Source organism: Streptomyces sp. NPDC060031, from assembly GCF_042736805.1.
Classification (GTDB): domain Bacteria; phylum Actinomycetota; class Actinomycetes; order Streptomycetales; family Streptomycetaceae; genus Streptomyces.
In genome coordinates this window covers 36,877-60,818 of the sequence record NZ_JBHWVM010000045.1, presented here as the reverse complement: position 1 = coordinate 60,818, position 23,942 = coordinate 36,877, and the positions used below count along the sequence as shown (strand labels likewise).

Sequence of the window (23,942 nt, the reverse complement as noted above, 5' to 3'; positions counted from 1 at the left end):
CGCCTGGGGGGGCGGGTTGGTGCGGGCGGCGGTTCGGGTTTTGGTCGTGGGCGCCGGGGGGGGCGGGGCGGGCCCGGCGGGCGGGGGGCGGGCGCCCCACCGCCGCGCCGGCCCCCGTCCCCGCCTGGAGACAACCGTGTACAGAGAAACAGACCCAGCCACAGCCCCCGACCCGGACGAGAGCCGCACCGTCCCCGCCGACGGACTGCTCGTACGCCCTTACGTCGCCCCCTCGGGCCGGCCGCGCCGGCCGCAGCCGCCGACGGGGCCCACCTGGCCACAGAGCGGTCCGGCGGTCGCGCCGGCCTCGGTACGCGAGCCCGCGCCGGGCCCGGCGCGCACGCCGGCTCCGCCCGCGGTCCCGACGGGGCGCGAGCGCGGCTCCCGGCTCCCGATGGTGGCCTTCGCCCTGCTCGCCCTCGCCGCCGCCGGCATCCTGCTGTTCCTGCTGCGCACCCCGGAGCCGGAGCCGCAGCGGACCTCCGCGCCGCCCGGGCTGTCCGTACCGGTGCTTCCGGCGCGCAGTCCGGGGGTCGACGCCGAGCCCCCGCCCGACCCGTCCGTACGGTCCTCCGCGCCCCCGGCGCCGGATTCCGCATCGGCCGGAGCGTCCGCGAGCCCGTCCGCCGGCAGGGACGGGAGGCCGACGCCGACGCCGAGCGCTTCGTCGCAGCGGCCGTCCGCGAGCGGCTCGGGGACGCTGCGCCCGGGGGACCGCGGACCCGAGGTGCGCGACCTCCAGCAGCGGCTCTACGGGCAGGGGTTCACGTACGTCTCCCTCACCGGCGTGTACGACGAGCAGACCCGGCGCGGTGTCACCCAGCTCCAGCAGGACCGGGGCATCAAAGGCGACCCGCCGGGCGTCTACGGCCCGGCCACGCGGGCCGCCTTCGGGTCTGGAGGCTGAAACTCCGGTCAGCGGCCGCCGGACACGCGCAGGATGGCCCCCGTCGTGTACGAGGCGTCCGGGGACAGCAGCCACGCGATGGCCCCGGCGACCTCCTCGGGCTGCCCGGGCCGCCCGAGCGGGATGCCGGAGGCCGCGCGGGCCGGCCGGTCGGGGTCGCCCATGGTGGCGTGCATATCGGTGTCGATGATGCCGGGCGCCACGGCGTTCACCCGGATCCGGTCCGGCCCCAGCTCCTTGGAGAGCCCGATGGTCAGCGCGTCGGTGGCCGCCTTGGTCGCGGCGTAGTGGACGTAATCGCCGGGGCTGCCGAGGGTGGCGGCCGCGGACGAGACGTTGACGATCGCCCCGCCGTCGGTCTGCGCCATGTCCCGGGCGGCCCGGCGACAGCAGAGCAGGTAGCCGAGCAGGTTCACCTCCACGACCCGCCGCAGATCCTCGGTCCGGGCATCGGCGAGCCGGCCCAGGGGCCCGGTCACCCCGGCGTTGTTGACCAGGCCGGTGACCGCGCCCAGCTCGGCCCCGGCGATGTCGAAGAGCCGCTCGACGCCGCACTCGGTGGACGTGTCACCGCGTACGGTCACGCACCGCCCGCCGGCCGCCCGTACCCGCTGGGCAGTGGTCTGGGCGGCGGCATCGTCGTGGACGTAGCCGAGCACGATGTCATGCCCGTCCCCGGCGAGCCGCACGCAGGCGGCCGCGCCGATCCCTCTGCTCCCGCCGGTGACGACGGTGACCGGTCGCTGTGACATGTGCTCCTCCTGCGTGACGCGTTCCCCCTGCCGTGCCCGCGCCCATGATCGCCTCCCGCCACCCCTGACGCCAGCCCGCCCCCGCCCTGACACCGGCCGCCCGGCCGGGCGGAGATTAACAGGAGGAAATCTGCTGGACCAGCGGAAATGGTGCGGGGAAAGTGGCGGGAGGCCCACCACACCACACCGATGAAGGAGCCCTCCCGTGTCGACTTTGCGGGTCACCGCCGAAGAGCTGACCGTCCATGAGCACCCGAACGCCGACGCGCTGGAGCTCGCCCAAGTGGGCCTGTACCGCGCCGTCGTCGCCAAGAGGGCGTACCGGAGCGGCGAGTTCGCGCTGTACATACCGGAACAGGCCGTCCTGCCCGCGGGGCTGATCGAGGAGCTCGGGCTGACCGGACGGCTGGCGGGCGGCGGCGCCGACCGGGTCAAGGCCGTCCGGCTGCGCGGCGAGCTGTCGCAAGGTCTCGTGTGCCGTCCGGCCGCGCTCGCGGAGGTGGACCTGACACAGGCCGCCGAGGAGGGCACGGACTTCGCCGGTCTGCTCGGCATCACCAAATGGTCACCGCCCGTGCCCACGACGATGAGCGGCGACGTCGAGGCCGCGCCCGACCTGTTGCCATGGGTGGACATCGAGAACCTCCAGCGCTACCCGGACGTCTTCGAGGCCGGCGAGCCCGTCGTCCTCACCGAGAAACTGCACGGCACGGCCTGCCTGTCGACGTACGTCGTCGAGGGCGGACAGGTGCTGGTCTCTTCCAAGGGCTTCGGTTCCAGGGGGCTGGCGCTGGCGGAGGACGAGCGGAACCTGTACTGGCGGGCCGTGCGCGGCCACGGCGTCCCCGAGGTCGCGGCCCGGCTGGCCGCGCGGCTCGGTGCGACCCGGGTCGGCATCTTCGCCGAGGTGTACGGCGGGGGAGTCCAGGACCTGGCGTACGGAACCGACGTGCGCACGGCGGACGCGCCGCCCGGGTACGCCGTCTTCGACATCTCCGCCGAGATCGACGGCCAAGTCCGTTGGCTGGACCCGGCGGACGTGCTCCCTGACGGCGAACTGCCGCTCGTGCCACGGCTCTTCGAGGGCCCGTACGACCTCGACACGGTGCTGGAATGGGCGAGCGGCCGCGAGACCGTGTCCGGGCGGGGCCTGCACCTGCGCGAGGGAGTCGTCATCCGCCCCGCGGCGGAGCGCTACAGCCCGGTGGTCGGCGGCCGCGCCATCGCGAAGGCGGTCAGCCCGGCGTACCTGACCCGCAAGGGCGGTACGGAGTACGAGTGAGATCACCCTCGCGGGATGACCGTGAACGACGCGTTGTCCCGCGCACTCCACACCCCGGGAGACCCGCCGACAAGGTGTGGAAGGGCAGGCGGGTCGCGGAGCTGGAGGACCTGCTGATCGGCCGCATCGGCGGCGTGTCCGGCGAGGAACGGCGGGAGGTGTACCTGCGACTCGACGAGGTGCTCGGGCGGCTCGGGGAGGGCGCGGAGGGCCGGCTGGCCTTCCAGGCCGCGCATCCCGTCTGACGCGCTGAACCACAGCCGGAGATCAGCCCGTTGACAGTCGCCGAGGTGCGCGGGGATCACGCGGGAGAGCGCTTTCCCGCATCACCGGTGTGAAGGGTGGACAGTGCGCGGCGGGGCCTGCTGGCCGCGGCGGGGCTGCCCGCCGTGCTGTTCGCGCGCCCGGCGGACGGGGTGCGCCTCGACCACGTCGACCTGCGCCACCGGGAGGGCGGGGCGTTGGCGGCGCGGCACCTGCTGGCCCGCGGCTGCCGGCGGCGCGCCGCGATCGGGGGTCCGGCCGAGGGGGCGGCGAGCCGGGAGCGGACGGCCGGCTTCGGCTCGGCCGCGGGGAGCCGGGTGGCCGTGGCCGAGGGGGGCTTCACGCTGGACGGGGGCGAGCGGCCATGCGGGCGCTGCTGGGCGAACAGCCGGACCTGGACGGGGTGTTCGCGGCGAACGACCTGATGGCGCAGGGGGCCTGGCGGGTGCTGCGCGAACACGGCCGCCGGATTCCCGAGGACGTGGCGGTCGTCGGCTTCGACGATTCGAGCGCGGCGACGGCCTGCCGCCCGCGGCTGACGACCGTACGCCAGCCGGTCGAGGAGATGGCGGCGGAAATGGTCCGCCTCCTCCTGGACCGCGTCTCGGCCTCGGCACCCGCTCAGACCGTCACCCCGCCGGTGACCGCCGCACCGGCCCCGAGCCCCGCGCCGAGCCCGCGGCGCTGCCGTTCACCCCGGAGCTCGTCATCCGCGACTCCGCCTGAACCACCGCCGCGGCTCACCCCCGCCGGGCCGGCGTCTCGCCCCTGGTGTCCAAAGCCGTGCGCCAGCCCGGGAGCTGTGCCTGCGGCTCGGGGCCGGCGCGGCGGCGGCCGCCCGTGGCGAAGAAGGCCGACAGCGGCAGCGTGGCCGCGCCGACGGTGACCGCGTCCGGGCCCAGGGAGCCCATGTCGATGGTGACCCGGGCGGCGGGGTGGCGCAGCGAGTGCCGGGTCGCGTGGTCCCGTACCGCCGGGAGGATGTGAGGGCCGAGCATCAGGCCCGCCCAGCCGCCGATCAGGATCCGTTCGGGCTGGAACAGGTTGATCAGGTCCGACAGGCCCGCGCCCAGGTACTCCGCCGTCTCGTCCAGGACCTCCAGGGCCACCCGGTCGCCGGCGCCCGCCGCGGCCAGCAGGGCCGAGAGCCCCTCCTCCTCGTCCACCGCGTCACCCGCGCCGCCGCCCTGTTCCGCCCACCGCGCCAGCAGGGACTCCGCGCCCGTGTACGCCTCCAGGCAGCCCAGCGCTCCGCAGCGGCAGCGCCGCCCCCGTACCGACACGGTCAGGTGGCCCCACTCCAGGGGCGTCCCCTCGGTGTTGCCGCCGTCGGGGGAGCCGTCCGTGATCAGGCTCGCGCCGACACCCGAGCCGAAGAGGACCACGACCGCGTCGCGGGCGCCCCGGCCCGCCCCGAACCACATCTCCGCCTGGCCGAGCGTGCGCGCGCCGTTGTCGATGATGTACGGGACTTCGGGCGGCACGGCCCCGGTGGCGCGCAGCAGCGCCTCCAGCGGGACCGCGTCCCACCCGACGGTCTGGCCGTGTACGACGGTGCCGCCCGGCGCGTCGCGGTCCACGATGCCGGGTACGCCCACCCCGACCCCCAGCAGCCGTTCCGTGCCGACTCCGGCCTGCGCGAGCACGGTGGCGATCCCGGTCCGGACGTGGTCCACGATGGGCCCGACGTCGTAGCAGCCGCGCGGCTTCAACGGCATTTCGGTACGGGCGAGTTCGGTGAGGGTGAGGTCGAACAGCTCGACGCGGACCCGGGTTTCGCCGACGTCGATCCCGATCATGTGGGCGCTGTCGGGCGCCACGCGCAGCAGGGTGCGCGGCCGGCCGCCGTCGGAGTCGACGATTCCGGCTTCCTCCAGGAGGCCGTCGGCGACGAGTTCGCCGACCACGTTGCTGACGGATCCGGAGCTCAGTCCGGTGGCGGGGCCCAGCTCCTGACGGCTCATCGGACCGCCGAAGTACAACCGCTGCAGCACGGCGCTGCGGTTGCCGCGCCGCAGGTCCCGTACCGTACGCCCGCTACGCCCCGTGGTCATGTGACTCCTTCCGCGCTGACATCGATCGCAACATACCCTTGCGGGACCCCTTGACGCGACCCTTTCACGGGGCTTAACTCACGTCCTAAATTAAGGCCTGGATGCAACGGGGTGTCCGAGCCCGAGTGCTCGGACCGCATCACCGGCCTTCTCCCGACCCTGTCGAAAGGGACCGAGCCGCCATGCGCAGAACCCGAGCCGCAGCCGCCACCGCCACAGCCGTCTCCCTGCTCGCCACTGCCGCCACCGCCTGCGGCGGTGGCTCCGCGGACACGGCGGGAGGCTCCAACACCGCCCCGAAGGAGCTCACTTACTGGGCCTCCAACCAGGGCCCCGACATCGCGGCGGACCAGGCGACCCTCGGCCCGGAGCTGAAGAAGTTCGAGCAGCAGACCGGCATCAAGGTCAAGCTGGAGGTGGTTGCGTGGTCCGACCTGCTCAACAGGATCCTCGCCGCCACCGCCTCCGGTCAGGGACCGGACGTCCTCAACATCGGCAACACCTGGTCCTCCTCCCTCCAGGCCACCGGCGCCCTGCTGCCCTGGAACGCGGAGAACCTCGAGGCGATCGGCGGCAGGGACCGGTTCGTCGACTCCGCCATCGGCTCGGCCGGCGCCCCCGGCAAGGACCCGGCCGCCGTCCCGCTCTACTCGATGTCCTACGCGCTCTACTACAACAAGAGGATGTTCCGGGAGGCGGGCGTCGAGAAGCCCCCGGCCACCTGGGACGAGATGACCGCCATCGGCCAGAAGCTGTCCAACGACGGCAAGTGGGCGCTGGGCGCGGAGGGTTCGAACCTCTCCAACAACATCCACCAGGCGTTCGTCCTCGCCAAGCAGCACGGCGCGGACTTCTTCGACGCGGCCGGCAAGCCCGCCTTCGACACCCCGGCCAACGTCGAGGCCGTCAAGCAGTACGTCGACCTGATGGCCAAGGACAAGATCATCGCGCCCGGCAACGCCGAGTACGACAAGAACCAGTCCCTCCAGGACTTCGCCAACGGCAAGACCGCCATGGTCCTGTGGCAGAGCGCCGCCAGCAGCTTCACGTCCCACGGGATGAAGGAGGGCGACTGGGGCGTGGCCCCCGTCCCGGTACCCGCCGGCGGCACGCCCGGCACCGGCAGGAACACCAACTCCATGGTCGCCGGCATCAACATGGCCGTCTTCGAGAACACCGACAACATCGACGGCGCGCTGAAGTTCGTGAAGTTCATGACCAGTGACGAGGAGCAGAAGATCCTCAACAAGACCTACGGCTCCGTCCCGCCCGTCAAGGCCGCCCAGAGCGATGCCGCGTTCGCCGCCGACGACCTCACGGTCCTGCGCACCACCCTCTCCACCAGCGCCGCACCGCTCCCGCAGGTCCCCGAGGAATCCCAGTTCGAGACCGCCGTCGGCACCGCCGTCAAGGAACTCTTCGCCGACGCCGCGGCCGGCCGCCCGGTCACCACCGAATCGGTCAAGTCGAAGCTCACCAAGGCCCAGCAGCAGATGGCGAGGTGAGCGGCTCCCCATGACTTCCGCCACGGCCGGGCGGCTTCGGCGTACCACTGCCCGCGTGCGCCGCACCGGACGAGTGCGCCGTGCCGCCCTGCCCTACCTCCTGCTCCTGCCCGCCCTGCTCCTCGAACTGCTCATCCACCTCGTCCCGATGGCGATGGGCATCCTGATGAGCTTCCGGGAACTCACCCAGTTCTTCATCCGGGACTGGTCCAGAGCCCCCTGGACGGGCTTCGGCAACTACGAACTCGCCGTCGACGTCAACAAGCCCGTCGGCGAAGCCCTGCTCGGCTCCTTCCTCACCACCTGCACGTTCACCCTGCTCTCCGTCGGCCTGTGCTGGTTCGTCGGCACCGCCGCCGCCGTGTTCATGCAGGAGGCCTTCCCCGGCCGCGGCATCCTGCGGGCGCTGTTCCTGGTCCCGTACGCCCTGCCCGTCTACGCGGCCGTCATCACCTGGGCCTTCATGTTCCAGCGGGACAACGGGCTGGTGAACCACGTCATCCACGACCAGCTGGGCATCGGCGGCGCCGAGCACACGTTCTGGCTGCTGGGCGACAACAGCTTCTGGGCCCTGCTGACCGTGTCCGTCTGGAAGGGCTGGCCGTTCGCCTTCCTCATCGTGATGGCCGCCCTGCAGAACATCCCCAAGGACCTGTACGAGGCCGCCGCGCTGGACGGGGCCGGCATCTGGCAGCAGATCCGCCGGATCACCCTGCCCTCGGTCGGCGCGGTCAACCAGGTGCTGATCCTGGTGCTGTTCCTGTGGACCTTCAACGACTTCAACACGCCCTTCGTGCTGTTCGGCACATCCGCCCCCGAAGCCGCCGACCTCATCTCCGTCCACATCTACCAATCCAGCTTCGTGACCTGGAACTTCGGCACCGGATCGGCGATGTCCGTCCTGCTGCTGCTCTTCCTGCTGCTCGTCACGGCCGGCTACCTGCTCTTCACCACGAGGGGACGGAGGGACGCCGATGCCTAGGACCAAGGCCAAGGCCAAGACCAACGGCAAGACCAACGGCAAGACCAACGGCAAGGTCAAGGCCGCGGCGAGGGCCAGGGCCCGCAGCCCGCTCGATCCGCCAGCGTCCTTCAAGGCGATCCGCGCGGTCTTCCTCACCCTGCTCTCCGCCTTCGTGCTCCTGCCCGTCTACGTGATGGTCACCAGCTCGCTCAAACCCCTCAAGGACGTCGCGGGCCAGTTCCGCTGGATCCCCAGCGGACTCACCGTCCGCCCCTACACCGACATCTGGCACACCGTCCCGCTCGCCAAGTACTTCGTGAACTCCCTGATCGTGGCGGGCGCGGCCACCGCCTGCTCCGTCGTGATCGCCGTCTTCGCGGCGTACGCGGTCAGCCGCTACCGCTTCCGCGGCAGGCGCCTGTTCACCGTCACCGTGCTGTCCACCCAGATGTTCCCCGGGATCCTCTTCCTGCTCCCGTTGTTCCTGATCTTCGTGAACATCGGCAACAGCACCGGAGTGGCGCTCTACGGCTCCCGCGGCGGACTGATCCTCACCTACCTCACCTTCTCCCTCCCCTTCTCCATCTGGATGCTCATCGGCTACTTCGACACGGTGCCCCGCGACCTCGACGAGGCCGCCACCGTCGACGGCTGCGGACCCCTCGGCGCACTCCTGCGCGTCGTCGTGCCGGCCGCGGTCCCCGGCATCGTCGCCGTCGCCGTGTACGCCTTCATGACCGCCTGGGGCGAGGTCCTCTTCGCCTCCGTCATGACGAACGACGCCACCCGCACCCTCGCCATCGGCCTGCAGGGCTACTCCACCCAGAACGACGTCTACTGGAACCAGATCATGGCCGCCTCGCTCGTCGTCAGCATCCCCGTCGTCGCCGGATTCCTGCTGCTCCAGCGGTACTTGGTGGCCGGACTCACGGCAGGAGCCGTCAAATGACCCCTTCCGAAAGCCTCACCGTGACCGAACGCGCCGCAGTCGAGAACGTCATCGACCTCGCCGCCCTGCCCCGCGACTTCGCCTGGGGCACCGCCACCTCCGCCTACCAGATCGAGGGCGCGGTGACCGAGGACGGCCGCGGCCCCTCCATCTGGGACACCTTCTCCCACACCGCCGGCGCCATCGACGGCGGCCACAACGGGGACACCGCCTGCGACCACTACCACCGCTGGCGCGAGGACATCGCCCTCATGCGCCGACTCGGCACCAACGCCTACCGGCTCTCCGTGGCCTGGCCCCGCATCCTGCCCGGCGGCGACGGCCCCGCCAACGCCAAGGGCCTCGACTTCTACGACCGGTTGGTGGACGGCCTGCTCGCCGCGGGCATCGCCCCCTCCGTCACCCTCTACCACTGGGACCTGCCCCAGGCACTCCAGGACCGCGGCGGCTGGCCCGAGCGGTCCACCGCCGAACACTTCGCCACGTACGCGGGCCTGGTCGCCGAACGGCTCGGCGACCGCGTCACCCAGTGGGCCACGCTGAACGAACCGCTCTGCTCGGCGTGGATCGGGCACCTCGAGGGCACGATGGCCCCCGGCCGGAGCGACCTGACCGCCGCCGTCCGCGCCTCCTACCACCTCCTCCTCGGGCACGGCCTCGCCACCCGGGCCATCCGCGCCGCAGCGCCCGGCGCGCAGATCGGCATCGTCAACAACCTCTCCACCGTCGAACCCGCCACCGACAGCGACGCCGACCGGGCCGCCGCCCGCCGCATGGACGGCCACGTCAACCGTTGGTGGCTCGACCCCGTGCACGGCCGCGGCTTCCCCGCCGACATGCGCGGGGTCTACGGCGTGGACCTGCCGGAGCGCCCCGGCGACCTGGAGACCATCGCCGCCCCGCACGACTGGACCGGCCTGAACTACTACTTCCCCCAGGTGGTCACCGCCGACCCCGGCGGCCCGGCCCCGTACGCCCGCATGATCGAACGGCCCGGGGTCCCGCGCACCGGCATGGACTGGGAGGTCGACGCCGACGGGCTGGAAACCCTGATCATGCGGCTGACCGAGGAGTACGGGGCCCGGCGCATCCACATCACCGAGAACGGATCCTCGTACCCGGACACCGTCGCCCCCGACGGCAGCGTGCACGACCCCCAGCGCACCGCCTACCTGACCGCCCACCTGGCCGCCTGCGCCCGCGCGGCCCGCCGCGGCGCACCGCTGGCCGGCTACTACGCCTGGTCCCTGCTGGACAACTTCGAGTGGGCCTACGGCTACGACAAGCGCTTCGGCCTGATCCACGTCGACTACGCCACGCAGCGCCGCACGATCAAGTCCAGCGGCCACCACTACGCGGACGTGATCGCCGCCCACCGCGCCCTGTAGCCCCCGCGCGCCGCGCCGTGCCCGCCCCGCTTCCCGGGGCGGGCACGGCCTTTCGTGGTGGGATGGGCCGGGGTGGTTCCAGCAGCTCACGGAGAGGCGAGGCTCATGTCCGATGACACCGAAGGCACCATGCGGGCGATGGCGTACGAGACGTACGGCGGGGGCGAGGTGCTGTCCGAGACGCGGCTCCCGGTGCCCAAGGTCGGGCCCGGCGAGGTCCTCGTGCGGGTCAAGTGCGCCGCGGTCAACCCCGTCGACTGGAAGATCATGGCGGGCGGGCTCGACGGCCTGATGGACGTCGTGTACCCCGTCGTGCCCGGCTGGGACGTGGCCGGAACCGTCGAGTACGCCGGCATCGACACGCCCGAGTTCACCGCCGGCGACGAGGTCATCGCGTACGCCCGCAAGGACTACGTACACGGCGGGACCTTCGCCGAGTTCGTCACCGTGCCCGTACGCGCCCTCGCGCCCAAGCCCGTCTCCCTCAGCTGGCAGGAGGCGGCCGGACTGCCGCTGGCCGGGCTCACCGCGTACCAGCTCCTCACCCGCCTCGACACCGGCAAGGACGACACCGTCCTCATCCACGGTGCGGCCGGCGGCGTCGGTACCTTCGGCGTGCAGATCGCCCGCGCGCTGGGCGCCCGCGTCATCGGCACCGCCTCCCCGCGCAACCACGACCGGCTGCGCGAACTGGGCTGCGAGCCCGTCGAGTACGGGGAAGGCCTCGCCGACCGGGTCCGCGCGCTGGCCCCCGAGGGGGTCACCGTCGTCGCGGACTTCGTCGGCGACGTCCTCGACACCACCCTGGCCGTCCTGGCCGAGGGCGGCCGGCACGCCTCCATCGCCGACCACAACGTGCTCGGCGCGGGCGGCCAGTGGATGTGGGTCCGGCCCGTCGGCAGCGACCTCGCCGAGCTGGGCGGGCTCGTCGACAGCGGCAAGCTCACGGTCACCGTCGCCAAGACCTTCCCGCTCGCCGAGCTCGCGGCCGCCTTCGAGCTCAGCCGGGCCGGGCACACCGCGGGGAAGATCGTCCTGGAGGTGTGAGTCCCGAGGTGAAATCGGGACCGCGCCGCCCGGCGGGGTACGGGGCGGCGCGGATCCGTGCGGGCGTCGGGCTCCGGTCAGGCGTGGACGCCGAAGCGGAACAGGCAATAGCCGAGCCACTGCGGATCGGCACAACTGCTCGCCCACCGCGTGCCGTCCACGCATCCTTCACCGGTGGCCGCCCCGCGAGCCCGGGGGTCAGGGCTGGATCAGGGGAACGAGACGACGTTGGAGGGGGTGGTCGACGTACCCGAAGTCGGGGCCCCCGTGTTGTTGACGACGTGCTCGTACTGGCCGTTGCCGCCGAGCGAGACGACGAGGAGGTCGTGGAACTTCACGCCCGGCTTCACCGGGACCTCGAAACCGTGGTCCTGACGGATCGTCGGGTCGACGTTGTAGTAGCAATAGCTGCCCAGCCCCCAGCCCTCGTGGGTGGTGACCGAGTCGGCGACCTTGTACGCCGCGAACCCCTTGACCGAACCGTTCTGGACGGCCGCCTGGTTGGGGGCGTCGTACGCCTTCTCGTTCTGGAAGAAGACCGTGCGGCCGCGGTCGCCGTTCCACTCGACGTCGTACTTGTTGAAGTGCTCCACGAAGAGCCCGGTGGCCAGTACGTCGTCTCCGTTGACCCGCAAGCCGTAGTCGGAGCGGTTGGTCTCCCAGCCCACCCCGTCGCCGTGGTCGGCGCGCCAGATCCAGGTGTGGTCGATGATCGTGTCGTGGTTGTTGACCACCATGCCGACCGTGGCCTTGCCGGCGCCGGCGCCGCCGACCCGGATGAAAACGTCCTGGACGGTGGTCGGGTTCGCGGCGTGGTCCGTGGTGGTGCCGGCCGGGCCGACCTCCAGCAGGCTCGGCGAGTTGACGGTGCCCGCGTCGATCAGGAAGCCGGCGAGCTTCACACCGTCCACGTCGGCGACCTTCATCGCGGTCACCCCGTTGTCCGGCACGATCGTGGCGAGGCCGAGGCCCAGTACCACCGTGTCGGGGCGGCTCACCTGGATGGTCCGGTCGACGTGGTAGACGCCGGGGGTGAAGAGCAGGTGCAGGCCCTGCGCCAGCGCCTGGTTGATCGTCGCGGCGCTCGCGCCCGGCTTGACCACGTAGAACCGGCTGAGCGGGATCGAGGTGCCCTGCGGCGCGCCGTCGCCCCAGGAGGTGCCCCGGGCGTTCGTGCGCTTCGCCGGCACGAACACCTTGTAGTCGCTGCCGTCCAGGTACAGGAACGGCTTCTCGCGCGAGACGGGGGTGGTGTCGAGCGTGGTGTACGGCGGGTTCGGGAAGCCCTGTGCGGGCGCGCCCTGGACCCCGGAGAAGACCTGGTTCCAGACGCCGTTGCCCCAGCTGCCGATGGAACTGTCGCGGGTGTACCACTGCTGCTGCGAGTAGTTGCCGATCTGGCCGTCGATCCTGGAGTCGGCGATGTAGCCGCCGGAGGCCCAGCCGTAGCCGGTGGGAGCCAGGTTGAGGCCGCCCTTGACGTGCATGCGCCGGAACGGCGCGGCCTGCGAGACCGCCCAGCGGTCGGTCCCGTTGACCGGGTTGAGCGCGAGGTTCTCCGCCGAACGCCAGAAGTTCTGGGTGGCGTTGCCGTTGAACCAGCCCGCGTCGACGGTCACGTCACCGTTGATGGTCGTGTCGTCGGGGCTGAGGCCGAGTCCGGAGACGGAGGTGTAGAAGCCGATCTGTGCGTTGAGCCCGTTGTACGTGCCCGGCTTGAACAGGAACTGGTAGCGGCCGGAGCCGAACTGGGCGGACTCCTGCTGCCGGAACACCTCGTCCAGCCTGGCCTGGATGTTCGGCGTCGAGGGGTCGAAGACGATCACGTTCGGGCCGAGGTCGCCGCCGCCGGGGAGGGTGGGACCGGTGCCGGTGGTCCCGTAGACCTGGAACTCCCAGAGGGAGTAGCCGTAGCCGGTGGTGCGCTGGGTCCCGTACATCCGCACGTAGCGGGCGGTGCCGGTGATGTCGTGCGTGGCGACGCCGCCGGCGCCGGCGGCGGTCGAGTACGCGGTGGACCAGGTGCTGCCGTCGGTGGACAGCTCGATCCGGTACGCCTTGGCGGCTGCAGTCTCCCAGCGCAGGACGACCTGGCTCAGCTGGGCCGGGGCGCCGAGGTCGACCTGTATCCACTGCGGATCGGCGAACTGGCTCGACCAGCGGGTGCCGTTGTCCCCGTCGACGGCGGCGGCCGCGGGGGTGCCCGCGCCTTCGAGGCTGGAGGCGGTGACGGGTCTGCCCTGCGAGAGGAGCGTGGGCGCGGCGGCGGTGGCGGCGGTGTTCGGGAGCAGTACGAGCAGGGCCGCGACCAGCGCGGTGGCGAGCGCCGCGACGGTGAGCCGCGGCGGGCGATCGGAGAGGAGGGGCATGGGGGCACTCCTGACGTCTTGGATCCGGGGGGATCGAAGCGTGAGTGAACTGCCCTGCACGGGGGTCGTCAAGGGTTTGAGCGTTCATGAAATGAAGACCCAACGACAGGTCAAATGCCCGTCAGGTCTGTGAACTCGGAGTTTCTTCAATCCTTGTGAAAAGTATTGACGAAAAAAGGTGGCAGGACTCTACTGAGGCTCTGACCGCTCCGTCCCGCCATGCCCGCCGCGCCGGGGCGGGGCCTCGGACATCGGTTCGGGAAGTGGCCGGGCCTCGGGCCTGGTCGGCCGTCCTGCGTTCGCTAGTCGTCGGCCGAGTCGATGGTGCCGTTCGTCGCCCCGGGGAGGCGGGAACGGAGACGATGACCTCGTCGTCGCGCATGCGGTCGACGAGCCGTGGCGGACGACGGCGAAGCCGAACCCTGCGTCCAGAAGCCGCTGAAGTGCGCCGTGCTTCATGGGCCCTGTCCATCGACGGGCGGCCGGGCCGCGGGCGGGTTCAGTGCAGGGTGGGGACCGAGCCGCAGTCCGACCAGGTGACCTCGACGCCCGGGAGGGCGGCCGACCAGGGGGCCGTCAGGGCGGTCAGACGGGTCGCGTCCGGTGGGGTCGCTCCGAGGCCGATGGCATGGCGGGCCAGGGTGTCGGCCGACTCGAACGGGCGGGGCCAGGCGTGGGCGTCCACGACCCCGGCCTCGGACAGGGCGCCGAGCAGGGCGCGCAGGCGGCCGCGCATCCGGCCCCGGGACTCCTCGAACTCCCGGGCGTCGCGGCCCCGTACGGTGACCACGGCCCAGGCCGCGTGGCGCCGGTGCAGGGGTGGCGCCGTGCGGGGCAGGGCCTCGGGGTCGCCTTCCAGGCACTCCCAGGCGGCGTACAGCTCCCGCCCGAGCAGATCGCGCAGCCCGGGTCCCACCTGCGCCGTGCAGCTACGGACCGGGGCGGAGGGGGTGAGGACGGTGACCGGGTCCGGGGTCGGGTCCGGGGCCGCGGGGCCGGCCGCCTGCGGTGGTTCCGCGTGCGACGGCAGGGCGATCGGGACGCGCCAGTCCCAGGCGGCCCAGGTGCCGAAGAACTGCCTCCGCAGGGCCGCGGGGGAGAGGTCGGCGGCCTCGCGTACCGTGCGCGCTGCCAGTACCGCCCAGGCCAGGCCCGGCAGTCCGCCGAACGGTGCGCAGTCCAGCCCCCGGGCCCGCGCCCAGGCCTTCACCTCGCGCGCCAGCCCGGCGAACGCGGCGAGCTCCGCTCCCACGAAGTCCCGTACGGCCTCGGCGTCGCTCACCGCGCTCAACGCGACCGCGGCCGCCTCGCCCAGTTCGGCCCGCCGGGCCACGGCCCGCGCCGGAGCGAGGCCGCCCGTGGCCACCACCACCAGGTCCACGTCCAGCCCGGCCACCCGCAGGCGCAGCCCCGGGACCCGCGCGCCCGTCACCTCACGCAGCCGCTCGGCGTCCGGCAGGGCCGCCGCCACCCGGGCCCGTACGTCCGCCGCGTCGGCGGACGTGCCCGGCAGGGCAGCCACCAGGTCCAGGTCGGCCCCCGGCAGTGCGCAGCCCATCCGCCGGGAGCCGGCCACATGCACCACCCCCTCGGGCAGCGCCGCAGCCATCCGCGCCGTGACCCGCTCGGCCGTGCCGGGCGGCGGCGCTTCACCGGCCCCGCTCACCGTTTCCTCCGGCGCCCACCACACCGCGCCCGTCCCCAGCTCCACCGTCGCCCGTACCCGCATCGGCCCGTCCCCGCGCCGCGACAGCACCGCGAGCGACCCGACCCGCGCCGAGACCCCGCCACCGCCCTCGCCCTCGCCACCGCCGAGCCGCGCAGCGAACTCGCGCACCGCCCGCTGCGGATCCCGGCTGCGCCCCAGCGTCAGGTGCGGGGTGTACCCCCCGGAGCGGCCCCGGCACCCCGGGAACCGCCGGGCCACCGCGCGCCACAGTTCCTGCCACGCGGCGTCCGCGGCCGAGTCCGCCGCCGGGTCCAGCCAGAGCGTGGCGTCCTCCCGGTGCCCGAAGCTGTCCACGCCGCCCAGCCGCGCCGCGAACGGGGCCGTGTCCGCCGCCACTTCGGCCAGCAGCGGTACGGCCGCCTCGAAGGAGGACTCCGGCACGAAGCCGAAGAGCAGGTTCACGTGCGCGGGCCAGCGGTCCACCTGCGGGTCGTGCTCCCGCCGCAGGCTTTCGACCCCCGCATCGTGCGGCGGCAGCCACGCCACCGCCGTCCGCGCGGTCGACCGTACGTCGAGCACCGCGGGCCCCCCGTCGGACGCCCCGAAGTCCACCGTCGCCTCGACCCCGTAGTGGTCCGAGATGAACAGCCCTCCGGGCCCCGGGCGTTCCCCGCGCAGGGCCGCCCGCGCCACCCGCGCCCGCGGCGAGCGCAGCAGGATCCGGTCCAGCCGCGCGGCGCGCCCGGACCGCGAGCCCACCGCCGCCAGCGGATTGGCCACCGGATCGAAGGTCGGCGTACCGTCCCGCTCCCCGTGTACGTCGCTCCACGCATCCCGCAGCCCCAGCGCGGCCGCCGGCCCCGCGGCCCCCGACCGGCCGTCGTTGAAGTCCCCGAGCAGCGCCACATCGGCCTGGACGCCGCCCAACCCCTCAGCCAGCCGTGCCAGTTCGGCCGTCCGCCGCTCGGCGCCGTGCTCGGAGTGGTCGCTGGTCAGGTGCGTGGCGGCGACCACCAGGGGCCCGGCCGCGGTGCCCACGGTGACGGCGCTGACCGCTTTGTGCGGGCCCAGCGCGTGCAGGCCCGCCTCCCGCACCGGCAGCCGGCTCAGCACCAACAGCCCGCTGTCGGCGACGTCCTTGCCGCCCGGGTCGGTGCCCAGCGCATACCCGGCACGCACCCACGGCTCGGCGAGCAGCATCCCGAGCAGCGCGGGCTCCACCTCCTGGAGCGCGATGACATCGGCGTCGGCGGCCGCCAGGTCGGCCAGCAGCAGCGGCCGGCGCCCGGCGGTGTCGATGCGCGGGGCGTCGTACCGGTCCCAGAGCGTGTTCCAGGTCAGCAGCCGCACCGCGGCGGGGCCCGGCACGGCGCCGCCGCTCCCGGCCGGCCGCCAGGCGCCGCCGCCCGACGGGTCCCAGGCGTGGGGGGTGCGGGCGGTGAAGAAGGGCGCCCGCAGCAGCCGCGGTTCGCGGACCCGCCCGGCCCGGGTGCTGTCGATCACGTCGACGCCCGTGGCCCGGTCCCACACCAGCTCGCCGTCCGCCTCGACGAACAGCACCCGGTGCCAGGGGATGTCGCCGCCGGGCACGAAGGACGGCAGCGGCACGCGTTTGGGCGCGGCCCCGCGCTGGAGCAGCCCGAGCACGAAGCGGGCCGGGTCGAAGCGGGGGTCCCAGCGCACCTGGTGGTAGAGCTCCTCGCTGGTACGCATCAGCCGTCCTCGTGCTTTCCGTGTGACGGGGCCAGGGTGCCCGCCGTGTCCTCGACCGTGCCGGGCGCGCCGATGTACCACGTGCGGTGCGCCTGACCGGGGTAGGGCGGGCTGAACCGGTGCAGCTGCGTGGTCAGCACCTGCGGCGGTACGGGATGTGCGCGCACGGCATTGCGCCGCAGCAGCTCCGCCTCGTCGACCAGCACCACGGCGTGGGTGACCAGCGCGTCGCGGCGCCGTGCGACCGCACCGGCGAGGCCGCGCTGCCGCCCGGTCAGGGAGGTGGCGTCCCACACCACCGTGCCGCCGGTGCGCGCGGCGGCGGCCAGGGCGGCGTCCAGCCGGTCCAGGCCCTCGCGGAGCACGTCCGCGTTGGCCCGCTGGTCGGAGCGGGAGCCCCGGGCCGTGCGCAGATCGTCAAGACTGATGTACGCCTCCACCCCGGGCAGCCCGCGGGCGTAGGTGCTCTTCCCGCTGCCCGAGGGCCCGCACAGCTGCACCAGGCGGGGGAAGGCCCCCTCGCGCCACCGCCAGGTCGCGGCCACCGCCTCCTCGGCAGTGGCGACCCCGCCCTGTCCGAAGGCGTCCCGGGCCTGCGCCCAGCAGCGGTCGGCCGCGTCCGCGCCGAGCCCGGCGAGCGCCTCCCGCAGCCCCGACCGCAGCGGCCCCAGAGGGTCCGGTACGAGCAGTCCCGCGTCCTCGGCGCACAGCGCGGACCACTCCACGCACTCCCGCTCCCCGACGTCCTGCGTGGCGGCGGCGAGCGCGTGCAGTGCCCCCAGGTCCGCCGCGACGGCCATCCTGACCAGCCCGGCCCGCCGCTCGGCCTCCGGGAAGGGCCGCCGCAGGTACGGGGCGAGCCCGACCAGGTCGGCGACCCGCCGGGCGAGCGGCATTCCGAGCGGCCCGGCGGCCAGCGAAGCGGCGAGCCGGGCCCGCGGCCGCCGGTGCAGTACGGCGGCCAGTACGCCGGCCAGGCGGTCCTCCCCGGTACGGCCCGACCCGTCCAGCCGGGCGGTGACTTCGGCGATGACCTCAGCCTCGACCGGCTGCCCGAAGGAGTCCGCCGAGTCCGCCGACCCGGCCCGCTCGGCCGACTCACCCGGTTCGACCGGCCCGGCCTCCGCCGCGCCGACGGCCGCCAGCAGCCCCGCCGGGTCGGCCTCGGCCCCCGACCTCACCGCCCACAGCGGAGCCGCCGGCCCCAGCCCGTTCGCCACGACCGGCGCGTACATCCAGTGGGTGTCCGTCTGCACGTGGCCGCCCCGCACCCACTTGGCCAGGCACCGCCCGAAGTCGGCACGGGGGAAGCCGTCCACCGTCCGTACGACGTACCCCTCCTGGCGCGTGGTGTCGAGCCGCAGCCCGCGCAGCGCACGCTCGTCGAACGTGCCCCGCCACAGCACGCGCGGGCTCGGTACCCCGAGGCCGCGCAGGAACCGTACGGTCCGGTCCCAGTCCAGGCAGTGCTCCCCGTCCCATACCGAGAACCCGTAGAACCAGCCGTCGAGTTCCTCGTACGCCAGGGAGTGGCGGGCGTACAGGTTCTCCCCGCACACGCGCCACCCGGCGGGGATCCCCGCGCCGATGCGGCCCTGAAGCCCCTTGACCCATGCCCGCGACGGGTGGTGGCCGGAGTCCAGCGAGCGTGCGTGCAGCCCGTCGGAGTACAGGGTGGTGTTCTCCCCGTCGAGCTTCTCGGTGACCACCACCTCCCGCCCGGCCAGCCCGGCGAGCCCACTGGTCCGCTCGTCGTCGGCGGTCGCCCCGGGGGACCACGGCAGGTGCGGGGTCCGGGGGTAGTGGGTGCGCATGGTCTGCTCCTGCTCGACGACGGGGTGCTCGTCACCTTAGGTATGCACAAGACGGGCATCCACCGAATTAGGCGGCCAGTTCCGGCAGGTCACGTCCACCGTCCGCGAATCCTTGAGGGAACGGTGCACGCGCTTATCGGAGAACTGGCCGACATGCCGCGGAAGAGCGTTACCCGACGGGGAGGCCGAGGCCCGCGGCGACCGCGCTGACCCGCGTGAAGACCGAGACGGGGTACTGGTCGTCGCAGTACTTGTTGCCGGTGGAGACGATGCCGATCACCTTGCCGCCGGTGACCAGCGGACCACCGGAGTCGCCGCGGCAGACGCTGTCGTGGGCGCCGGCCGCCGTGGTCCCGCACACCTTGAGGGCACTCGACTCGCCGGGCTCGGTGAAGGGCGCGCACTTCGCCGGCGGCGCCAAGGTGAGCACGGCCGACTTCAGCCGGGTTCCCGGGGTGTCGGTGGCGGTCCGGCCCCAGCCCACGGTCTTCGCGGCCCTGCCGAAGGCGTAGAGGGCCGCGTCCTCGGGGCCCGCGACCGGCAGCGGGGCGTAGGGCATCGGCGCGGAGAGCGTGAGGACCGCCGCGTCGTAAGTCAGCGTGCCCTGCTCGAACTTCGGGTGCACCTTGACCGAGGCGACGTGCCGGACCGTCCCCTTGGTACCGCTGATCGTGGTGCGCCCGCCGATGACGAGCAGGTCGAGGGGCGCGGCGGCGTCCTTCACGCAGTGCGCGGCGGTGAGCACCTTCGTGGGAGCCACGAGGGTGCCCCCGCAGAACTGCTGTCCCTGCGGCGTCTCGATGAGCATGGCGTACGGGTGGTCGGCCGTGGTGGCGTTCTGCCCGCCATGGACGGCCGCGGCCGGCGTCGCGGCGGCCACGAGCCCCGTGACGGCGAGGACGGAGGCGGCGAGTGCGGCCGCCGCGGTACGGCTCTTGAACGTGATCATGCGATGTCCCCCCGGGGATCGGCGCGCGGCCCCGCTGGCCGCACGGCCTTGGCGTGGATCACGACGCCGGGGCGGCCGGGCCCGGTTCCGTGGCCGAAACGGCACCCTGGCCGTGGCCGGCCCGCGCCAGGAGGATGCTCCCTGTCCTGAGGGTCGATCGGGAGGGCGGGAACAGATGGAGCCACGCGGAAAGGGGCCGCGACGCGGCCGGTCCGGGACACTGGTGCGCGGCGCGGCCGCCGTGGCGCTCACCTGCGCCGGACTCGCCGTGACCCCCGCCCAGGCCGCGCCGGCGCCGGCGAACCCGGCGGAGGCGGAGCAGCGCCCCGCCGCCACCGGCCCGCGACTGGAGGTGAACCGGACCACCGGCCTCCTGGACGGCGACATCGTCGAGTTCACCATCACGGGCGGGCCGCCCAAGGCGTACGTCTGGGTCGAGCAGTGCGCCCGTTCCGCATCCGCGGACACCTGCGACGACGACACCGGCCGCCAGTTCCGCGTCTACCCGGACGGCACCTACCAGCCGTCGCCCAAGAAGCTGTACGCCCGGCTCGACACCACGGCGGGGACCTTCGACTGCCGCGCCGCGCCGGCAGACAACCCCTGCACCCTGGCCCTCACCGACAACACCGGGGCCCTGCTCACCACCGTGCCGCTGCGCCTGCTCCCGCACGGCCGCCCACAGGCGCCGCCGACCCTGCACGTGAGCCCCGACGAGGGCCTGGTGGACGGCCAGTGCACTTCGCCTGATCCCGGTCAGCCGCACAGCGCCACGATGGACGGCGACACCGTCCCCCGGGCGGCCTCGCACAACTGCGCCATGTCGTAGGAACGCGGCGCAGCCGGCCGGGGCTTGGGCCGCGCGGGCGGCCGCTTGCGCCGCTCCGGGGGAGCCGGTTTCGCGGCCTTCGGCCCGCGCGGCGCCCGGTTCTCACGGTGCCCCGAGCCGCCGCCGTGGCCGTGAGCGGGGGCCGCCGGCCCGGGCGCGGGGGCAGCAGCGGCGGCTTCGGCCGGGGCCGGCGGTGCGGCCGGGGCCGCGGCCGACGGCAGCGGCCCCAGCGGCCAGGCCGGGGCCGCCGGTTGCTCCCGCGCCGCGGTCCGCGTCGTCGCCGGCTCCGGCCACGAGGGATCCGGCGGTACCGGCGGGCGCACGGTCACGCACCCCGCGGTCGTCACCAACGCGGCGAGGATCAGGGGCAGGGCTGTCAGGCGGCGGGACGGCATTCGTCCACCCTGCCGCACCGGGGCCCCCGGAGCCTACGTGCCGTCACGCGGACGGGTGAGGTGACGTCCCACACCCGTGAGGTGCGGCGGGCCCGCGCGTCGCCATCCGCAGGGCGTGCTCCAACGGCCCCCGGCGCAGCGGGCTGTGCGACCACAACCGCTGCCACGCCCACGCCGAGACCAGCCCCACACCCGCGAAGGCGGCCACCGCCTCCCAGGACGCGGCCCCGCGGGCCGGGCCGGCCAGCACCAGCGCGTGGACGACGTACGCGCTCAGCGCCATCGTCCCGAGCGCGGTCAGCGGCCGCAGCAGCCGGGCGCCGGCCCGGCCGTGCGCGGCGAGCACGAACAGCCCGATGAGCGCGCAGCCGACGCCCGCGTTGCCGAGGGTCTCCAGCGGGGTCTGGCTGTACGGGTCCGCCACGAGCAGCCACTCCCACGAGGTGCTGGGCACGGCGCCGGACTGCCGGCTCAGCACCTCCCGTACCGGATCGGCCGCCCCCAAGGCGTCCGGGTGGCGGCCCGCGATCACATCGAGCAGCCGCTCGCGGCCGCCGAGCACATGGGCGCAGAGCCAGGCCGTGCCGTAGCCGGCGAGCGCGGCCGCCGCGCCCCAGCCCGCCATCCGCCGGGCGACGGACCGTTCCCGCAGATCGCACAACCGGCCGAGCGCCAGTCCGACCAGGACGTACGGGAAGTAGGTGGCGAGCGGGTACGCGCCGGTGAGCAGCAGGTCGCGCAGCACCTCGCCCGCCCCGCCCCAGCTGGTCAGGGCGGTGAGGTCGGGCACCAGGCCGCGGCCGGAGGCCTCGTACCCGAACAGTGGGCCGAGCAGGAACGACAGCAGCGGTCCGGCCGCCACGGAGGCACCGGCGACGGCCGTCAGCACCGGGGTGGACAGCCGGGCGAAGGGCTCGGCGGCCAGGAAGTACACGGCGAAGAACGCCAGGATGACCAGGATCCCCGGCCACAGCGCGGCCAGCCCCAGTCCGAGCACGGCCAGTACGGCGCAGCGGATCAGCAGCGGCCGGTAGCGCCGCGCCCAGCCGTCCGGCTGCTCGGCGGCTGGGCGGCCGCGCTGGGCGAGGGCCAGGGAGAACCCGGCGAGGAGGGTGAACAGCGCGGGGGCCCGCCCGTCGGCGGCGAGGATCAGGTACCCGGAGCCCTCGGCCCGCGGGCCCGGGCCGACGTGCACGGCGAACATGCCGAGGACGGCGAGACCGCGCACGGCGTCGACCGCGGCCAGCCGGCCGCCGCCAGTGCCGCCGCCAGTGCCGACGCCGCTCCCGCGGTGTCCGCCCGGGGGCGTGCGACTCATCCGCAGGTCACGGTGTCACGCGGGGTGTAGTGGGTCTTCATCGTCTCCCGCTTGACCTCGGAGCCGCCCTTGACGAAGATCCGGTCCACGGCGACGTCGAAGCCCTCCAGCGGCGACTGCGGTTCGCACTTGGGCCCGCTGCCGGTCCGCGTCTGCGGCTGCTTGACATTGGTCCGCGGCCCCTTGGCCGCGCGTATCTCGTCGTACTTCTTCGTGCCCAGGAAGGTGATGGTGATCGAGGTGTCGGTGGCCTCGGCCTGGATGTAGAGCGCCTTGCCCGAGTCGTTGGCGAAGCGCAGGTCCAGGCTGCCCCAGGCGACGGTGGCCTCACGGCCTTCCGGGTAGCGCTCGATGTAGAAGGAGTGGGCCCCGTACTCGACGGGTTTGACGCCCGCGAAGAACATCGCGTTGAACACGGTGGTCGCCACGGCCGAGACCCCGCCGCCCGAGGCCTTCTCGTACCGGCCGTTGTTGATCATCAGGCCGTCCACGAAGCCGTTCTCCTTCGTGCGCTCGCCGACCCGGCGGTTGAAGCTCCAGGTCTCGTCGGGCATCACGAGCGAGCCGTTGATCAGCTCGGCGGCCCGGCCGATGTTGGTCGTCCGGTACGGGGCCTGCTCGAAGTCGACGGTGAAGGAGGACACCTTCTCCTTGATGCCGAGCTCGCCGATCGTCTCCCGCGTCAGCCTGGGCCGGACCGTCTCGGTGGCGACCTCGCCGGTACGGGCGGCTTCGCCGTTGCCGGTCAGCAGCGGCAGCACGGCCCTGCCGAGGCCCTTCTCGGTGACCTGCCGGCCGGGCCGGCCCTCCTCGGCGACCATGACCCGGCCGTCGCCTTCGAGCCGCAGTTTCGCCTCGGCCGCCCCCGGGGTGGCCTGCCGCAGCGGCCCGGCCAGCGCCGGGTCGGCGAGCAGCGCCTTGGCGTCGAGCCCGGGGGCCAGCCGGCCCCGGCCGTCGTCCTTCAGGGTGAGGTGCTTGGAGAGGACGGCCGGAGCTATGGCCACCCGCTTGCCGTCCACGGTGAGGGTGACGGGCGCCGACATCGCGGGCTGCGCGAACTCCTTCAGGGCGCGGTCGGTCTCCTGCTGACCGATGCGCGGCTCCGTCCGCCGCACCGGGAGCGCCACGGGTTCGCCGGCGGCCCGGGGGTAGGAGGAGCGCAGCACCTCGACCGCGCGCTCGACGTCGAGATCGGTACCGGTGATCGGGGGCACGGCCTTGGCCTTGCCCTTCTCGAACGCGACCGAGCCCTCGCGCGCCTCCTGGACCGTCTTCTCGCCGAGCCCGCCGAGGGCGGCGCGGGCCGCCTTCCCGTCGAGCCGGACCACCGGCTGCACATCGGGATCTCCGGAGGAGAACAGCCGGCGGATCACGGTGACCGGGTCGGCCCCGGTGCGCGCGGCGCGCTCGGCCGTGGCGGCGGTGTCCAGGGACAGGCCGAGAGACCCCGGATCGGCCTGCTCGGAGCGGTCGCCCACCCGCAGGGCCAGCGGGGCCGCGGCGGACGGGCCGAGCTCCCGGTCCAGAGCCTGCCTGGCCCCGGTGCGGCTCATCCCGCCTATGTCGACCCCGCGCACCTTCGTACCCGTGGCGACGTCCTCGCCGGCCAGGAGGAGCCCGGCGACGTACATCCCGCCGAAACCGAGGACCGCGGCGCCACCCGTCACGCCCACGACGACCGGCACGGTCCACCGCTTTCCCGTGGCCGCCCGGCTGTCGCTGCGTGAAGGCGGTCGCATGTGTGGGTCTCTCCTCGGTCCGGTGACGTGGTCGG

Annotated in this window: 17 protein-coding genes and 1 pseudogene; 10 read left to right on the top strand and 8 right to left on the bottom strand. The window is 73.7% G+C overall.

Going from position 1 to position 23,942, the window contains the following annotated elements; translation table 11 throughout:
* The first annotated feature begins 136 nt into the window (after positions 1-136).
* Positions 137-907: a peptidoglycan-binding protein gene (locus ACFWB8_RS20975; RefSeq protein ID WP_385228939.1), complete on the top strand. Its 771-nt coding sequence runs from the start codon at positions 137-139 to the stop codon at positions 905-907.
* Between the two features lie 8 nt (positions 908-915).
* Here the strand turns inward: ACFWB8_RS20975 and ACFWB8_RS20970 are convergent, their stop codons facing one another.
* The gene (locus ACFWB8_RS20970) at positions 916-1,659 is read right to left on the bottom strand and encodes an SDR family NAD(P)-dependent oxidoreductase (RefSeq protein ID WP_385228936.1); all 744 of its coding nucleotides are present in this window, start codon (positions 1,657-1,659) and stop codon (positions 916-918) included.
* A gap of 205 nt (positions 1,660-1,864) precedes the next feature.
* Between ACFWB8_RS20970 and ACFWB8_RS20965 the strand changes: the two genes are divergently transcribed.
* From ACFWB8_RS20965 to ACFWB8_RS20955, 3 genes and pseudogenes are all read left to right on the top strand, one after another.
* Entirely contained in the window at positions 1,865-2,941 is a 1,077-nt protein-coding gene (locus ACFWB8_RS20965; protein ID WP_385228933.1) for an RNA ligase (ATP), read from the top strand.
* Between the two features lie 74 nt (positions 2,942-3,015).
* On the top strand, positions 3,016-3,186 hold the full coding sequence (locus ACFWB8_RS20960) for a hypothetical protein (RefSeq protein WP_385228930.1): 171 nt from the start codon (positions 3,016-3,018) through the stop codon (positions 3,184-3,186).
* Between the two features lie 117 nt (positions 3,187-3,303).
* Positions 3,304-3,848 (top strand): annotated as a pseudogene (locus ACFWB8_RS20955) (substrate-binding domain-containing protein); the annotation flags it as partial.
* 97 nt (positions 3,849-3,945) lie between these two features.
* Here ACFWB8_RS20955 and ACFWB8_RS20950 read toward each other — a convergent pair.
* Positions 3,946-5,259 (bottom strand): ROK family protein, encoded by a 1,314-nt coding sequence (locus ACFWB8_RS20950; protein WP_385228928.1) that lies wholly within the window; start codon positions 5,257-5,259, stop codon positions 3,946-3,948.
* Positions 5,260-5,441: 182 nt separating this feature from the next.
* On the opposite strand from ACFWB8_RS20950, the gene ACFWB8_RS20945 reads away from it, so the two are divergent.
* The 5 genes from ACFWB8_RS20945 (at position 5,442) to ACFWB8_RS20925 (ending at position 11,112) form a co-directional block, all read left to right on the top strand.
* On the top strand, positions 5,442-6,764 hold the full coding sequence (locus tag ACFWB8_RS20945) for an ABC transporter substrate-binding protein (protein WP_385228925.1): 1,323 nt from the start codon (positions 5,442-5,444) through the stop codon (positions 6,762-6,764).
* Positions 6,765-6,774: 10 nt separating this feature from the next.
* Complete coding sequence (locus tag ACFWB8_RS20940; protein ID WP_385228922.1) at positions 6,775-7,746, top strand: carbohydrate ABC transporter permease; 972 nt, start codon at positions 6,775-6,777, stop codon at positions 7,744-7,746.
* Positions 7,739-8,677, top strand: coding sequence for a carbohydrate ABC transporter permease (locus ACFWB8_RS20935; protein WP_385228919.1), 939 nt, complete (start codon positions 7,739-7,741; stop codon positions 8,675-8,677). The genes ACFWB8_RS20940 and ACFWB8_RS20935 overlap by 8 nt, the downstream gene beginning before the upstream one ends.
* A complete protein-coding gene (locus tag ACFWB8_RS20930) occupies positions 8,674-10,065 on the top strand; it encodes a GH1 family beta-glucosidase (RefSeq protein WP_385228916.1) in 1,392 nt (463 codons plus the stop codon). Before ACFWB8_RS20935 ends, ACFWB8_RS20930 begins: the two co-directional genes overlap by 4 nt.
* Before the next feature lie 129 nt (positions 10,066-10,194).
* The gene (locus ACFWB8_RS20925) at positions 10,195-11,112 is read left to right on the top strand and encodes an NADP-dependent oxidoreductase (RefSeq protein WP_385228948.1); all 918 of its coding nucleotides are present in this window, start codon (positions 10,195-10,197) and stop codon (positions 11,110-11,112) included.
* Between the two features lie 209 nt (positions 11,113-11,321).
* Here the strand turns inward: ACFWB8_RS20925 and ACFWB8_RS20920 are convergent, their stop codons facing one another.
* The 4 genes from ACFWB8_RS20920 to ACFWB8_RS20905 form a co-directional block, all read right to left on the bottom strand.
* Complete coding sequence (locus ACFWB8_RS20920; RefSeq protein ID WP_385228913.1) at positions 11,322-13,481, bottom strand: discoidin domain-containing protein; 2,160 nt, start codon at positions 13,479-13,481, stop codon at positions 11,322-11,324.
* Positions 13,482-13,980: 499 nt separating this feature from the next.
* Positions 13,981-16,863: a poly(A) polymerase gene (locus ACFWB8_RS20915; RefSeq protein ID WP_385228910.1), complete on the bottom strand. Its 2,883-nt coding sequence runs from the start codon at positions 16,861-16,863 to the stop codon at positions 13,981-13,983.
* Complete coding sequence (locus tag ACFWB8_RS20910) at positions 16,863-18,677, bottom strand: RNA ligase family protein (RefSeq protein WP_385228907.1); 1,815 nt, start codon at positions 18,675-18,677, stop codon at positions 16,863-16,865. Before ACFWB8_RS20910 ends, ACFWB8_RS20915 begins: the two co-directional genes overlap by 1 nt.
* A gap of 169 nt (positions 18,678-18,846) precedes the next feature.
* Positions 18,847-19,626, bottom strand: coding sequence for a S1 family peptidase (locus ACFWB8_RS20905; RefSeq protein WP_385228905.1), 780 nt, complete (start codon positions 19,624-19,626; stop codon positions 18,847-18,849).
* 175 nt (positions 19,627-19,801) lie between these two features.
* On the opposite strand from ACFWB8_RS20905, the gene ACFWB8_RS20900 reads away from it, so the two are divergent.
* Complete coding sequence (locus tag ACFWB8_RS20900; protein WP_385228902.1) at positions 19,802-20,455, top strand: hypothetical protein; 654 nt, start codon at positions 19,802-19,804, stop codon at positions 20,453-20,455.
* 438 nt (positions 20,456-20,893) lie between these two features.
* On the opposite strand, the gene ACFWB8_RS20895 is transcribed toward ACFWB8_RS20900, so the two are convergent.
* Both ACFWB8_RS20895 and ACFWB8_RS20890 read right to left on the bottom strand, forming a co-directional pair.
* On the bottom strand, positions 20,894-22,168 hold the full coding sequence (locus ACFWB8_RS20895) for a DUF418 domain-containing protein (RefSeq protein ID WP_385228899.1): 1,275 nt from the start codon (positions 22,166-22,168) through the stop codon (positions 20,894-20,896).
* Positions 22,165-23,907: a VanW family protein gene (locus ACFWB8_RS20890; protein ID WP_385228896.1), complete on the bottom strand. Its 1,743-nt coding sequence runs from the start codon at positions 23,905-23,907 to the stop codon at positions 22,165-22,167. The genes ACFWB8_RS20895 and ACFWB8_RS20890 overlap by 4 nt, the downstream gene beginning before the upstream one ends.
* Positions 23,908-23,942: the final 35 nt, after the last annotated feature.

Bases quoted from the DNA above. Each gene is read 5' to 3' on its own strand.
- ACFWB8_RS20970 (WP_385228936.1), bottom strand. From the start codon at position 1,659: ATGTCACAGCGACCGGTCACCGTCGTCACCGGCGGGAGCAGAGGGATC.
- ACFWB8_RS20950 (WP_385228928.1), bottom strand. From the start codon at position 5,259: ATGACCACGGGGCGTAGCGGGCGTACGGTACGGGACCTGCGGCGCGGC.
- ACFWB8_RS20945 (WP_385228925.1), top strand. From the start codon at position 5,442: ATGCGCAGAACCCGAGCCGCAGCCGCCACCGCCACAGCCGTCTCCCTG.
- ACFWB8_RS20940 (WP_385228922.1), top strand. From the start codon at position 6,775: ATGACTTCCGCCACGGCCGGGCGGCTTCGGCGTACCACTGCCCGCGTG.
- ACFWB8_RS20935 (WP_385228919.1), top strand. From the start codon at position 7,739: ATGCCTAGGACCAAGGCCAAGGCCAAGACCAACGGCAAGACCAACGGC.
- ACFWB8_RS20930 (WP_385228916.1), top strand. From the start codon at position 8,674: ATGACCCCTTCCGAAAGCCTCACCGTGACCGAACGCGCCGCAGTCGAG.
- ACFWB8_RS20925 (WP_385228948.1), top strand. From the start codon at position 10,195: ATGCGGGCGATGGCGTACGAGACGTACGGCGGGGGCGAGGTGCTGTCC.
- ACFWB8_RS20920 (WP_385228913.1), bottom strand. From the start codon at position 13,481: ATGCCCCTCCTCTCCGATCGCCCGCCGCGGCTCACCGTCGCGGCGCTC.
- ACFWB8_RS20915 (WP_385228910.1), bottom strand. From the start codon at position 16,863: ATGCGTACCAGCGAGGAGCTCTACCACCAGGTGCGCTGGGACCCCCGC.
- ACFWB8_RS20910 (WP_385228907.1), bottom strand. From the start codon at position 18,677: ATGCGCACCCACTACCCCCGGACCCCGCACCTGCCGTGGTCCCCCGGG.
- ACFWB8_RS20905 (WP_385228905.1), bottom strand. From the start codon at position 19,626: ATGATCACGTTCAAGAGCCGTACCGCGGCGGCCGCACTCGCCGCCTCC.
- ACFWB8_RS20900 (WP_385228902.1), top strand. From the start codon at position 19,802: ATGGAGCCACGCGGAAAGGGGCCGCGACGCGGCCGGTCCGGGACACTG.
- ACFWB8_RS20895 (WP_385228899.1), bottom strand. From the start codon at position 22,168: ATGAGTCGCACGCCCCCGGGCGGACACCGCGGGAGCGGCGTCGGCACT.
- ACFWB8_RS20890 (WP_385228896.1), bottom strand. From the start codon at position 23,907: ATGCGACCGCCTTCACGCAGCGACAGCCGGGCGGCCACGGGAAAGCGG.